The sequence below is a fragment of the Streptomyces tauricus genome, from assembly GCF_014650955.1.
In the GTDB taxonomy this organism is placed as follows: Bacteria; Actinomycetota; Actinomycetes; order Streptomycetales; family Streptomycetaceae; genus Streptomyces; species Streptomyces tauricus.
Genome location: NZ_BMVY01000002.1, coordinates 227,831 through 241,726, shown reverse-complemented (window position 1 = coordinate 241,726; position 13,896 = coordinate 227,831). Strand labels below are relative to the sequence as shown.

Sequence of the window (13,896 nt, the reverse complement as noted above, 5' to 3'; positions counted from 1 at the left end):
CTGTCCCACGGCCCGCCGGGTAGTGGGCCGTCGGGTAGTCGGCCATCGGGTCGTAACCCGCCGGCTCACGCCGTCACGCCCGCTCCGTCGAGACCGCCACCCCCATGACCTCCCGTGCGTGGCGGTTCGGGACCATTCCCAGGCGCCAGGCCTGCCAGCCGGCCTCCAGGTCGGCTCCTCGTTCCAGGAGGAGCTGGTACGCCTCGATGTAGTCGTCCAGCTTTCCGTCGCGGGACGGGTGGCCGGTGCGGGAGAGCTGGGACAGCTCCTCCTGGGCGACGGCCGTGCCCACCTCGACGCCGCCGGGGGAGGCGTACGGCAGGAGCGTGCAGCGCAGGAAGCGGGCCCAGTCCTCGCCGCGGCGGTCGCCGTAGGAGGCGAAGAGCGCGGTCGCCTCGTCGCACAGGGCCAGCGCCGGCTGCGTACGGGCGTTGCCCGCGTCCACCACCGCCAGTTCCAGGCAGGTCCACGCCTCCCCGTGGGCGACACCGATGCGGTGGAAGTCGGCCCGTGCGTCGACCAGGAGCTGCCGGGCGAAGCCGGAGTTGCGCAGCGAGCCGGTCTGCGCGGCGCGCTGGTCGCGGGTCACCCGCGCCGAGTGGTGGCGGGCGCAGGCCAGGCCGTAGACGTCGCGGATGCGGGAGAACATCGTGCGGGAGCGTTCCAGTTCGCGGACCGCCTGGTCGAGGTTGCCCGTCTCCTCCAGCGACTGGCCCAGGTAGTACACCGTCCAGGCCTCGCCCCGGGCGTCCTCGTTCTCGCGGTGGCGGGAGGCCGCCTGGCGCAGACCGTCCACGGCGGCGGACGGGTCGCCGTCGACCAGCCGGGCCCGGGCCAGCTGGGTCAGCGCCCAGGCCTCGCCGCGGGCGTCGCGGGTGCGCCCGTACAGGTCGAGGGCGTCGCGGAGTTCGGACTCGGCGCGCGGTACGTCGCCCATGCGCAGGCCCAACTGGCCGAGCTGGTAGTGGGCCCAGGCCTCGCCGTGCACGGACTCGCCCTCGCGGTGCAGGTCCAGGGCCCGGGTCAGGAGGTCGAGCGCCTCGCGCAGCCTCGCCCGGTCCCGTTCCACGGCTGCCAGCGCGTGCATCGTCCAGGCGCGGTCCGCCGCGAGGGTGGGGGAGGCCTGGAGGTCCAGGGCCTCCTGGAGCTTGACCGCCGCCTCGGTGAGGTTGCCCTGGTGGTGCAGGGTGATGCCGAGCGAGCACAGTGCCCGTGCCGCGCCCGCGTCGTGATGGGCCTCGAAGTAGAGGTCGACCACCGACGTCAGCGTCGTACGGGCCTTGTCGAGTTCACCGAGCTGACGGGCCGCGATGCCCGTGCGCCACTGGACCGAGCGCACCAGCAGGCCCTGGTCGACGGCCTGCGTCAGCTCGCTGATCTCGCCCAGCCGGTAGAGGTCGCCGCGCAGCAGGCAGTAGTCGCACAGGGCGCCCAGGAGGTTGAGCACCGCCGCCTGGTCGACGCCCTCCGCGTGCCGCAGCGCCGCCGTGATGAAGCTCGACTCGTCGTCCAGCCAGCGCAGGGCCGCGTCCAGCGAGGTGAACCCGTGCGGCCCGACCGTGCTCGATTGGAAAGAGGTATCCGCACGGGTGGACGTCTTGCCGTCGACCAGGCGGATCACCGAGTCGGCCAGCTCCCCGTAGTTCACGATGAGACGTTCCTGCGCCGCCGTGCGCTCCGCCGGGTCCTCCTCGTCGAGGAGGCGGGCCTGCGCGAAGGCCCGTACGAGATCGTGCAGGCGGTAGCGGCTGCCGCGGACGTGGTCGATCAGACCGGCGCGGGACAGGGCCTCCAGATGGCGGGTCGCCTCCGGCTCGTCCGTCGCCAGCAGCGCGGCCGCCGCGGCGGCGCCCAGCGAGGCGCGGCCCGCCAGGGCGAGCCGCCGCAGCAACCGCCTCGCCGGGTCCGGCTGGTCCGTGTAGCGCAGCCACAGCACCCGTTCGACCGGCTCGACCGGGCCGTACGCCGCCAGGTCGGTGGCGAGCCGGCGGGGCGTGCGCGGACCGAGGGACGAACCCGCGACGCGCAGCGCCAGGGGCAGCCCGCCGCACAACTCCCTGATCTCATCCGTGGCTTCGGCGTCGTACGGGGCCGAGGCGTCCTGGGCGGACTCCTTCAGCAGCTCCTCGGCGCCCGGCGCGGCCAGCGGTTCCACCGCGAGCTGGTGCACCCAGGCGGGCAGGTCGGCGGGCAGGTCCAGGGGTTTGCGGGTGGTGACGACGACCAGGCTGTCGGAGCGCTCCGGGACCAGCGTGCGTACCTGCTCCAGGTCGCTCGCGTCGTCCAGCACGATCGTCACGGGCAGGCCCGTCAGATGCTGGTGGTACAGCTCGGCGAGCCGTCTGACCTGCTGGTCCTGCGAGGAACGCTCACGGAACAGGAGTTGTTCGCGGGGCGCGCCCAGCCGGTTCAGCAGGTGCAGCAGCGCGTCGCGGGTGGTGAGCGGCGGTTCCTCCGCGCTGTCGCCCCGCAGGTCCACCACGCACGCGCCGCGGAACTGGTCCTTCAGCTCGTGCGCGGCGCGGACGGCGAGGGTGCTGCGGCCGGAGCCCGGCGCGCCGTGCAGGACGACCACCGTCGGTTTGGTCTCGGTGCTCGCGCGGGCCGCGTGCACCCACTGCGCGATCCGCAGCAGCTCCTGGCGGCGGCCCGCGAACGGCCCTACCGGCTCGGGGAGTTGCCCGAACGACTGCTCCAGGACACTGCGGCGGCGGGCTGCCGCGCTCTTGTCCGTACGCCGCAGCTGGGGTGCGCCCTTCTTCGCTCCGGTGGCGGCGTTGAACACGCGCTGCTGGTCGAAGAAGGGGCGGATCCCGCGGACCTCCAGGGCGGTCAGCCAGGTCAGGCGCAGCTGTTCGGGCCCGCCGGGCTGGCCGAGGGCTCCCGCCCGGCGGCTCGCGGCCGGCAGATGGGACGCCGTCACCTTCGCCACGGTGGCCGCGGCGCCCGTGGCGCCGACGATCACGCCTGCGCCCACGGCCGTGCCCCCGCCGGTGCCGAGTGCCAGGTCGGCCACCACGGCCGCGAGGGCGGCGACGGCCGCCACCAGCAGGGGAGTTCCGGCGCCCTCGCGCGCGTAGCGCTGCCCGAAGGTCAGCCGGCCCGCCTCGGCCTCGTCCGTCGCGTTCGTGTAGGCCTCGTACTCCTCCGCGGCCGTCTGCGCCATGGTGTCCAGCGAGGCCCGCGCCCGCGACAGCAGTACGTTCCCGTCGACCCGGCCGCCCGACCGCCGGACCTCCTCCTCCACGGCCCGGACCAACAGCCGTTCGGCCTCCGCCCGATGGCTGTCCCGCATATCGCGTCCCCCTCCAGCAGCAACTCCTTGGCTGTCAAGTGTCCTTCGTGAGGGGGCTGAGCGCGAGAGGGCGGCGATCAACGGCATCGGTTCGGTGACCTTTGAATCACTCGATCGTTTTTATGACTGTCGGGCGGATTGTCGAACGGAGGCAGCGTGAGCAACCTTGAGGTGGATGAGCCGACCGGATTGATCCCGGTTGCGTCCTACGCACGTACGTCGGAGGACTTTCGGCAGCGTGATGGCCACGGTGTGCGCTACCAGTTGCGGATCAATGAACGGGTTGCGCATGAGAACGGCTGCGCGGTGGTTGCCGTGTACGGCGACAACGGCCGTAGCGCGTCGAAGGCGGGAACGGCAAGACCTGAATTCGACCGCCTGCTCGCGGACCTCGCACGCGGGTGCACGGATGACGGACAGCGGATCGCAGGGGTCGTCTGTGTCGCCGACGACCGGTTGTACCGCCGCGCGGAGGACCTCGCCCGCTTCTTCACCGCGTTGACCAGTCGGCCGGGGCAGATCTACGTCGACCCGCGGGGTGTCCGAGATCCGTACTCGCAGGAGGGATTACTGGAGGCGGTGCGATCACTGGACGCGGCGGTCGCGGAAACGCGGGTCAGGAGCCGACGCCTGTCGGACTGGCACTGGGCTCGTGCTGTGGAAGGTGTGCCGCACAGCGGGCCGCGGCCGTTCGGGTGGCAGGAGGACCGGATCACCGTGCATCCCGTTGAGGCGACACTGATCGAGAAGGCCGTCGGTGACCGGGTGGGCGGGAAAGCCGTCCGTGCCATCGCACACGAATGGCGCGACCTCGGTGTGACCGGAACGCTGCGACAGTCACGCAGATCATGACGGCGCCGAGGGTCTGCGGTTACCGAGCCAACAGGGGGGAACTGCTGCTGGTTCCGGAGACAGGGAAGCCGGTGCTCGGTCAGTGGGAACCCATCGTCACGCCGGACCGGTGGCAGGCGGTGTGTTCTACGTTTTCCGCAGGCAGCCTGTATATGCACAGAGGCAGTGGGGCACCGAGGCTCCAAGGGAAGAGAGCCGCTCCCCGCTACCTTGCCGGTGGCATCCTTCGGTGCGGAGCCAAACGCCACGATGGCACGGTGTGCCACGGCCCGTTGTGCGGCCAGAAGGCAAAAAGCAGGAAGAGCCCCTACACCTATGCCTGCCGTGACTGCGGGCGGTGCAGCATCAGCGGGCCGTTGGCCGACGACGTGCTCGAGAGGCTCGTGTTCTCCGAAGCTGCGGGGCAGGCGCGGCCATCGGAGAACGTGCACCAGCGCTGGCGTGCCGGTGAGTTGCCACTCGATGAGAGGCGAAAGATCATCGCGTCCGTCATCACGCGGTGCGTCGTCCGGCCAGGCATGAAGGGGAACCACACCTGGGACTATTCGCGGGTGGAGCCCGTGTGGCGTTGACAGCCACTCCGTCCCCCAGTCCGGCGGACCTCTCAGGCAGGATGGCTACATGCCGAATCGACTGGCCCACGAGACGTCCCCCTACCTCTTGCAGCACGCCGACAACCCCGTCGACTGGTGGCCCTGGTCGGAAGGGGCCCTCGCAGAGGCACGGCAGCGAAATCTACCCGTACACCTGAGCGTGGGCTATTCGAGCTGCCATTGGTGCCATGTCCTGTCTCGGGAAAGCTTCGAGGACGAAGCGGTCGCCGCCTACATGAACACGCACTTCGTGAACGTCAAGGTCGACCGGGAGGAGCGGCCCGACGTCGACGCCGTGTACATGGAGGCCGTGCAGGCGGCGACCGGGCAGGGCGGCTGGCCCATGACCGTCTTCCTGACGCCCGACGCCGAGCCGTTCTACTTCGGTACGTACTTCCCGCCCGAGCCCCGGCACGGCAGCCCCTCGTTCCGGCAGGTCCTCGAAGGCGTCAGCAGCGCGTGGACCGACCGGCGGGACGAGGTCGACGAGGTCGCGCAGAAGATCGTGCGCGACCTCTCCGGCCGCGAGATCGGCTTCGGCGACGCGCAGGTGCCCGGCGAGGGCGAACTCGCGCAGGCGCTGCTCGGCCTCACCCGCGACTACGACGCCACCCACGGAGGCTTCGGCGGCGCGCCCAAGTTCCCGCCGTCCATGGCCGTCGAGTTCCTGCTGCGCCACCACGCCCGCACCGGGTCCGAGGGCGCGCTCCAGATGGCCGCCGACACCTGCGAGCACATGGCCCGCGGCGGTATCTACGACCAGCTCGGCGGCGGCTTCGCCCGGTACTCCGTCGACCGCGAGTGGGTCGTGCCCCACTTCGAGAAGATGCTGTACGACAACGCGCTGCTGTGCCGTGTGTACGCGCACCTGTGGCGGACCACCGGCTCGGACCTCGCCCGCCGGGTCGCCCTGGAGACCGCCGACTTCATGGTCCGCGAACTGCGCACGAACGAGGGCGGGTTCGCCTCGGCGCTGGACGCCGACAGCGACGACGGCACGGGCAAGCACGTCGAGGGCGCGTACTACGCGTGGACGCCGCAGCAACTGCGTGAGGTGCTGGGCGACGAGGACGCCCAACTCGCCGCCGACCACTTCGGCGTGACGGCGGAGGGCACCTTCGAGGAAGGCGCTTCCGTGCTGCAACTGCCGCAGAACGAGGGCGTGTTCGACGCCGAGCGGGTCGAGTCCGTCAGGGCCCGGCTGAAGGAGGCGCGCGACAACCGTCCCGCCCCCGGCCGCGACGACAAGGTCGTCGCCGCCTGGAACGGGCTCGCGATCGCCGCGCTCGCCGAGACCGGCGCGTACTTCGACCGGCCCGACCTCGTCGACGCGGCACTCGCGGCGGCCGACCTCCTCGTACGGCTTCATCTGGACGAGCACGCTCGGCTCGCCCGTACCAGCAAGGACGGCCGGGTCGGCGCGCACGCGGGTGTGCTGGAGGACTACGCGGACGTCGCGGAGGGCTTCCTCGCGCTGGCCTCGGTCACCGGCGAGGGCGTCTGGCTGGAATTCGCCGGCTTCCTGCTCGACCACGTCCTCGTGCAGTTCACCGACGAGGAGTCGGGGGCCCTGTACGACACGGCGGCCGACGCCGAGAAGCTCATCCGGCGCCCGCAGGACCCGACCGACAACGCCACACCCTCCGGCTGGAGCGCGGCGGCCGGAGCCCTGCTGAGCTACGCGGCCCAGACCGGTTCGGAGCCCCACCGGACCGCCGCCGAGCGGGCGTTGGGCGTGGTCAAGGCGCTCGGGCCGCGCGCCCCGCGGTTCATCGGCTGGGGACTGGCCACCGCCGAGGCCCAGTTGGACGGGCCGCGCGAGGTCGCCGTCGTCGGACCGGGTGACAATCCGGCCACCAGGGAACTCCACCGCGCCGCCCTGCTCGCCACCGCACCCGGCGCGGTCGTCGCCGTGGGCACTGCGGACAGTGACGAACTCCCTCTGCTCGCACATCGATCTCTTGTCGACAATGAACCGACGGCGTATGTCTGCCGTAACTTCACCTGTGACGCCCCGACGACCGACGTCGACCGCCTCCGGGCGGCACTGGGGCGCTGAGCAGGGGAAACACCCGGCACGCCGAGGCTTGATGTGCGCAGGTGTTCGGATACGTCCCAGTAGTCGACCGAGCATTCCGAAACACGCTATTTATCAGAACACCTCCTGGACTTCACAGAATCCCCATAGTCTCTGTCCCGGACACGACAGGAGTGACTCGCTGTCGTGACAGGGGGTTCTGGGGATCCTGGGGGGATCTTTTGCTGGCGTCCGTTTTCATCGCCGTCGTTTCGCTCGCCCTTTTCTGGATGGCTGCTTTCACCCTGTGGTGGCAGATGCACGCGTGGCGCACGCCCGAGGTGCTCGCCTCCACCCGGTTCAGCAGTCCGGACGGGGGCGAGCACGTGTCCTTCTCGCTGCTGCTGCCCGCGAGACACGAACAGGCCGTCCTCGACCACACCATCCAGCGCCTGCTGGAATCCAGCCACACCGACTTCGAGATCATCGTGATCGTCGGCCACGACGACCCGGACACCACCGCGGTGGCCCGGCACGCCGAGGCCCGTGACCCGCGCGTCCGCGTGGTCGTCGACACGCACGAGAAGAAGAACAAGCCGAAGGCCATGAACACGGCGCTGCCGCACTGCCGCGGCGATGTCGTCGGAGTCTTCGACGCCGAGGACCAGGTCCACCCCGAACTGCTCGCACACGTCGACCACGCGTTCCGCACCACCGGCGCGGACGTCGTGCAGGGTGGCGTGCAGCTCATCAACTTCCACTCCAGCTGGTACAGCCTGCGCAACTGCCTGGAGTACTTCTTCTGGTTCCGCTCGCGGCTCCACCTCCATGCGCAGAAAGGTTTCATCCCGCTGGGCGGCAACACCGTCTTCGTCCGCACGGACGTCCTGCGGGAGGCCGACGGCTGGGACCCCGACTGCCTCGCCGAGGACTGCGACCTGGGCGTACGGCTCTCCAGCGTCGGCAAGAAGGTCGTCGTCGCGTACGACTCCGACATGGTCACCAAGGAGGAGACGCCCGGCAGCCTGATGTCGCTGCTCAAGCAGCGCACCCGGTGGAACCAGGGCTTCCTCCAGGTCTACCGGAAGAAGGACTGGAAGCAGCTGCCCGGCTTCGGCCAGCGGCTGCTCGCCCGCTACACCCTGATGACGCCGTACCTCCAGGCGATCTCCGGCGTGATCATCCCGCTCAACGTGGCCGTCGCGCTCTTCCTGGACGTCCCCGTCGGCATCGCCTTCATCACCTTCCTGCCGGCCGTCACCGCGTTCGTCACCTTCGTCTTCGAACTGGTCGGGCTGCACGACTTCGGCAAGCAGTACGGGCTCCGCGTCCGCCTCGTCCACTACCTCAAGCTCGTCGTGGGCGGCCCCTTCTACCAGGTGCTCCTAGCCGGAGCGGCCGTCCGCGCCGTCTGGCGCGAGCAGCGGGGCCGCAACGACTGGGAGCTGACCAGTCACGTCGGCGCGCATCTCACCGGCGACGACCTCGGCAACGACCTCGGCAAGGGCGCCGACATCGACCCCGCAACCGCCACCGCAACCGCATCCGGCGCCGACGCCGATGCCGCCACCGAAGCCGCGGCCGTGGCCCGCGGGTCCCGAGAGGACGTCCCTGCGTGACCTCCACCCTCCCCGCGGTGACCACTCCGAAGGTCCCCGCGCAGCGCACTCCTGTCCCCGAAACCGGTTCGACCCCTCGAACGGCACCGTCCCGGCTCCGTACGCCGAAGGCCGACCTGATCCTGTGCGGCGTACTCCTCGCGGCCGTCATGACCGTGCAGGGCTGGAACATCGCCGACTACCCGACCCTCAGCGACGACGAGGGCACCTACCTCGCCCAGGCCTGGTCGGTCCAGCAGGGCGACGGCCTCGCCCACTACACGTACTGGTACGACCACCCGCCCCTCGGCTGGATACAGATAGCCGTACTGACCTGGATCCCGTCCCTGATCAGCCCCGAGTCGATGACGGTCGGCTCGATGCGGATCGTGATGCTCCTGGTCAGCGCGGTGAGCGCGGTCCTCGTCTACGTACTGGCCCGCCGTCTGTCCCTGCCGCGCTGGGCCGCCGCGCTAGCGCTGCTGCTCTTCGGGCTCTCGCCGCTGTCGGTCGTCCTCCAGCGTGAGATCTTCCTCGACAACATCGCGGTGATGTGGACGCTGCTCGCGTTCTGCCTCGCCGCCTCCCCGAGCCGCCATCTCTGGCACCACTTCGGGGCGGGACTCGCCGCGGCGGCCGCGGTCCTCACCAAAGAAACGATGATCTTCGTCCTGCCCGCCGTGCTCATCACGATGTGGCGCCACAGCCACCGGGACACCCGCAAGTTCGCCATCACCGGGGCCGTCACGGCCTGCGTCCTGGTCGGCATGTCCTACCCGCTCTTCGCCCTCCTCAAGGGCGAACTGTTCCCCGGCGCCGGACACGTCTCGCTGTGGGACGGCCTCGAATACCAGCTGACCAGGCCCGGTTCGGGCTTCATCCTCGACGAGGGCTCCGGCTCGTACGGGGTCCTGCGGTCCTGGCTCTACTACGACCGCATCCTGCCGCTGGGCGGCCTGGCCGGAGCGCTGCTGCTCCTGGTCACCTGGCGCTGGTCGGTCACCGCGCGGGCACTCGCGGGCCCCGCCCTGACCGTCGCCGTCCTCGCCCTGGTCGCCCTGCGCCCGAACGGCTACCTGCCCGCGATGTACGTCATCCAGGCCCTGCCGTTCCTCGCGCTGGTCCTCGCCGGAGGCACGGCGAGCGTCGCGCACGGGGTGCTGCGCAGACGGCGTACCGCCGACGAGAGCACGTACGTCACCCGCGGCCGGTACGCCGTCGCGGCGCTGCTCGTCGCCGTCTCGGCCGTGTACGTCGTCCCGCGCTGGTACGACGGAGCCCGCACCGCCGTCACCACCGACGCCAACGCCCCCTACCGGGCCGCGTCCCGGTGGCTGGCGACCGAGGTCGAGCACCCCGAGGACACCCGGGTCCTGGTCGACGACGCCCTCTGGCTCGACCTGGTGCACGCCGGCTACCGGCCCGGCCTCGGCGTCATCTGGTTCTACAAGGCCGACCTCGACCCCGCGGTGACGAAGACGATGCCGCGCGGCTGGCGCGACCTCGACTACGTCGTCGCCTCCCCGACCGTGCGCCGCGACGCCGTCGACCTGCCCAACGTCAAACAGGCGATGAAGCACTCGACCCCGGTCGCCACCTTCGGCGAGGGCCCGGACCGCATCGAGATCCGCCGGATCGAGGGCGGCGGCACGGAGAGCGGGGCCAGCAGGGCGAGCACCGCCACCAGCGCGAGCACCAAGGGCGCGACGGCCACGGAAGGCGGCGACCGATGACGTACGAGTCCACAGTCCCGGGGGAGTTGAGCGACCCGGCCCTGCGCGGGGCCTCGCCGCTTCCCGAGCCGGGCGCGGTCACCATCGTCGTGCCGACCTTCAACGAGTCCGCGAACATCCGCGAGTTGCTGCGGCAGATCACCGCGTCGGTGCCCGCGCGGCTGCCCTGCGAGGTGGTGTTCGTGGACGACTCCACGGACGACACCCCCGAGGTGATCCGCGACGCGGCCCGCGGCTGCCCGTACCCGGTGACCGTGCTGCACCGCGAGGCACCCGTCGGCGGGCTCGGCGGGGCCGTCGTCGAGGGCATCCGGGCGGCGACGTCCGACTGGATCGTCGTCATGGACGGCGACCTGCAACATCCGCCCGCCCTGGTCCCGGAGTTGGTGGCCGCGGGCGAACGCGCTCCCGCCGGGCTCGTCGTCGCCTCCCGCTACATCAAGGGCGGCAGCCGCGAGGGACTCGCGGGCGGCTACCGTGTCGCCGTCTCGCGCGCGGCCACCTGGCTGACGAAGACGCTGTTCCCGCACCGGCTGCGCGGTATCAGCGACCCGATGAGCGGCTTCTTCGCGATCCGCCGCAGCGCGGTCACCGCGGACGTCCTGAAGCCCCTCGGCTACAAGATCCTGCTCGAAATGGCCGTACGGGCCCGGCCCCGGCAGGTCACCGAGGTGCCGTTCGTCTTCCAGGAGCGGTTCGCGGGGGAGTCCAAGTCGAGCGCGCAGGAGGGCTTCCGGTTCCTGCGGCACCTCGCCGGACTGCGCACGGCCTCGCCGGTGGCCCGGATGGTGGTCTTCGGGCTGATCGGCGCGACCGGCTTCCTGCCGAACCTCTTCGGCCTGTGGGCCCTGACGGCGGCAGGGATGCACTACCTGCCCGCCGAGATCGTCGCCAACCAGTTCGGGGTCGCCTGGAACTTCCTGCTCATCGAGCACCTGTGCTTCCGGGACCGACGGCAGCACCGGCACTGGTGGGACAGGGCGGGCCGGTTCGCGCTGCTCGCCAACGCCGACCTGGTGCTGCGCATCCCGCTGATCGCGCTGCTCGTGGGCCGGTTCGGCATGAGCGCGCTCACCGCCACGGCACTCGCCCTGGTGACCACCTTCGTCCTGCGGTTCGCGGGGACGGAGGCGCTGGTCTATCTGCCACGCAAGGGAGGACGCACAGGAGGAGGAGCGGCGACCGGTCAGGGCCGCCGTGCAAGGAGCCGCACAGCGAGGAGATCCAGCTGATGTTCCGCAGACCCGGTCCGACACCTCGACGACGCCCCGCCCGCCCCCGACGCCGTACCACCACCCTGCTCGCCGTGGGCGCCCTCACCTCGGGGCTGCTCCTCTCCGTGCCTCAGTCCGCCTCCGCCGCCAACCTCGTGAAGAACCCCGGCTTCGAGACCGCGGGCACGGGCGGCGACGGTATGCCGTACTGCTGGGAGAAGTCCGGCTGGGGCGACAACGACTTCACCTTCTCCACCGTCGGCGGCGCACACACCGGTTCCAAGGCGATGAAGGTCGAGCTGACCCGGCGTACCGAGGGCGACCGCAAGGCGCTGATCACCGAGTCCGCCGAGTGCGCGCCGGTCGTGAGCGCCGGCAAGCAGTACGACCTAGGGCTCTGGTACAAGTCGACGACCCCGGACACCTCCCTCACGCTCTTCCGGCACGACACGACCGCCGGCTGGCAGTACTGGACCGACCTCAAGACCCTGCCGATCAGCGCGAACTGGTCCGAGGCGACGGTCCGTACCCCCGAGGTCCCCGCGGGCACCGACCGCATCAGCTGGGGTGTCTCCGTCTACGGCACCGGCTCCGCGACCACCGACGACTACACGATGGACCAGGTCGCCGACCCGGTACCCGACCCGGTGTGCACCGGCACGGCCGAGCAGTGCGCCGACGGCCGCTGGGACGTGCTGCCCACGCGGAACCCGGTCCGCTCCATGCACTCCGTCGTCCTCCACAACGGCAAGGTGCTGCTGATCGCCGGTTCGGGCAACAGCGAGGAGATGTTCGAGGCGGGCACGTTCACCAGCGCGGTCTACAACCCGGTGACCGGCACGTACAAGCAGATCCCCACGCCCAAGGACATGTTCTGCGCGGGCCATGTGCAGCTCGACGACGGCCGCGTCCTGATCATGAGCGGCAACAAGGGCTACCCGTCCGCCGACGGCACGGTCGGCTACCAGGGCTACAAGGACTCGTACACGTTCGACCCGGTCACCGAGACGTACAGCAAGACGAATGACATGAACGACGGGCACTGGTACCCGTCGGCGACGATCCTCGGCAACGGTGACGTGATCTCCTTCGGCGGGCTGAAGGAGGACTCGACCGGTTCCGTGACGGCCGAGCGCTGGTCGGACGCCGAGAACAAGTGGCTGCCGCTGTGGCAGGTCAACCAGACCTGGTCGTACTGGGGCCTGTACCCGACCATGGTCCTGATGCAGGACGGCCGCCTCTTCTACACGGGCAGCCACACCTTCGGCAACAACATCCCCGGCACGGGCTCGGCGATCTACGACTACGACGCCAACACCACCACCCAGGTCCCCGGCCTGCAGCGCAAGGACGAACGCGACCAGTCGGCCAGCGTGCTGCTGCCCCCGGCCCAGGACCAGAAGGTCCTCACCATCGGCGGCGGCAACATCGACTCGAACCCCGACGCGAACCGGCTGACCGACGTCATCGACCTCAAGGCGGCCGACCCGGCGTACGTGGCCGGGCCGCCGCTCCCGCAGGGCACCGTCGACCTCGGCAACGGCAAGATCCCGCAGACCGGCGCCCAGGGCAAGATGTACGTCTCCGCCGTGCTGCTGCCCGACGGGAAGGTCCTGGAGACCGGCGGCGCCCTGCACAACCGCGCGAACCCGGTGTACGAGTCGTCGCTCTACGACCCGGCGACGAACACCTTCGACCCGGTGGCCGCCGACCCGCAGGCGCGTGGCTATCACTCGTCCGCGTTCCTGCTGCCCGACGGCCGGGTGATGGCCACCGGCGACAACCCCGGCAACGGCACCTGGAACCACAACGTGTCGGTCTACACCCCGCCGTACCTGCTCAAGGGCCCGCGCCCGGCGATCACTTCACTCATCGACAACGAGTGGACGTACGGCGACACGCAACGCATCACGGTCGACCGGCCCATCGCCCGGGCCGAACTGATCCGCCCGGCCGCGGTGACCCACTCCTCCGACCCGAACCAGCGCTTCGTGGACCTGCCGCTCTCCGTCGACGGAAACAACGTCGACCTGAACGTGACGAGCAACCCGAACCTCGCGCCGCCCGGCTGGTACATGCTCTTCGCGGTCGACGCGAACGGGGTGCCGTCGGTGGCGAAGTGGGTGCACCTCCAGGGCCCGACCGCGCTGGCCGCCGCCTCCGGGGAGGCCGCCTCGGGCCACGTCCACTCCTTCGCGGACTCCCTCGAAGGGAAGGTGGCCGCGCCCGGCAAGAAGCGGACCTCGGCGAAGGTCAGCCCGACCGTCGCGGGCTGCGACCGCCACTACGGCACCGCGAACGTCTGCGTCCCGACGGTCTTCCCGGACAAGGTGAAGAACACGACGGCGTCCCGCTGCACATGGCTGAAGTCGAACGACTACGGCCCTCTGCGGATCAACGGCAGGGACGACCCCCTGCGCCTCGACCGCAACGGGGACGGCACGGCCTGCGGAAAGGGAGACGCCAAGCCCTGATCTTTTGGGGGCGCGGGGAACTGCGCACCCCCGCCACGGCGCACCCGCACCCGGCCACATACCTCAAGCGCGGACGGGCTGATCTCTCAGCCCGTCCGGCGCTTGAGGACAAACAAGGCT

7 protein-coding genes are annotated in these 13,896 nt (G+C 70.7%); 6 read left to right on the top strand and 1 reads right to left on the bottom strand.

The window, feature by feature from the left end:
* Positions 1 to 73 precede the first annotated feature (73 nt).
* Positions 74 to 3,295: a tetratricopeptide repeat protein gene (locus IE278_RS05695; protein WP_189769423.1), complete on the bottom strand. Its 3,222-nt coding sequence runs from the start codon at positions 3,293 to 3,295 to the stop codon at positions 74 to 76.
* 156 nt (positions 3,296 to 3,451) lie between these two features.
* On the opposite strand from IE278_RS05695, the gene IE278_RS05690 reads away from it, so the two are divergent.
* The 6 genes from IE278_RS05690 (at position 3,452) to IE278_RS05665 (ending at position 13,776) form a co-directional block, all read left to right on the top strand.
* Entirely contained in the window at positions 3,452 to 4,147 is a 696-nt protein-coding gene (locus IE278_RS05690; protein WP_189769422.1) for a recombinase family protein, read from the top strand.
* A 621-nt stretch (positions 4,148 to 4,768) separates the two neighbouring features.
* Complete coding sequence (locus IE278_RS05685; RefSeq protein ID WP_189769421.1) at positions 4,769 to 6,799, top strand: thioredoxin domain-containing protein; 2,031 nt, start codon at positions 4,769 to 4,771, stop codon at positions 6,797 to 6,799.
* A gap of 200 nt (positions 6,800 to 6,999) precedes the next feature.
* Complete coding sequence (locus IE278_RS05680) at positions 7,000 to 8,376, top strand: glycosyltransferase (RefSeq protein ID WP_246569976.1); 1,377 nt, start codon at positions 7,000 to 7,002, stop codon at positions 8,374 to 8,376.
* Entirely contained in the window at positions 8,373 to 10,088 is a 1,716-nt protein-coding gene (locus tag IE278_RS05675) for an ArnT family glycosyltransferase (protein ID WP_189769419.1), read from the top strand. Before IE278_RS05680 ends, IE278_RS05675 begins: the two co-directional genes overlap by 4 nt.
* Positions 10,085 to 11,320: a glycosyltransferase gene (locus IE278_RS05670; protein ID WP_189769418.1), complete on the top strand. Its 1,236-nt coding sequence runs from the start codon at positions 10,085 to 10,087 to the stop codon at positions 11,318 to 11,320. The genes IE278_RS05675 and IE278_RS05670 overlap by 4 nt, the downstream gene beginning before the upstream one ends.
* The gene (locus tag IE278_RS05665) at positions 11,320 to 13,776 is read left to right on the top strand and encodes a galactose oxidase early set domain-containing protein (RefSeq protein ID WP_189769417.1); all 2,457 of its coding nucleotides are present in this window, start codon (positions 11,320 to 11,322) and stop codon (positions 13,774 to 13,776) included. The genes IE278_RS05670 and IE278_RS05665 overlap by 1 nt, the downstream gene beginning before the upstream one ends.
* The last annotated feature ends 120 nt before the right edge of the window (positions 13,777 to 13,896 follow it).

What these genes read in the sequence shown, in the direction of transcription:
- IE278_RS05685 (WP_189769421.1), top strand. Translation starts at nt 4,769, where the DNA reads ATGCCGAATCGACTGGCCCACGAGACGTCCCCCTACCTCTTGCAGCAC.
- IE278_RS05695 (WP_189769423.1), bottom strand. Translation starts at nt 3,295, where the DNA reads ATGCGGGACAGCCATCGGGCGGAGGCCGAACGGCTGTTGGTCCGGGCC.
- IE278_RS05665 (WP_189769417.1), top strand. Translation starts at nt 11,320, where the DNA reads ATGTTCCGCAGACCCGGTCCGACACCTCGACGACGCCCCGCCCGCCCC.
- IE278_RS05670 (WP_189769418.1), top strand. Translation starts at nt 10,085, where the DNA reads ATGACGTACGAGTCCACAGTCCCGGGGGAGTTGAGCGACCCGGCCCTG.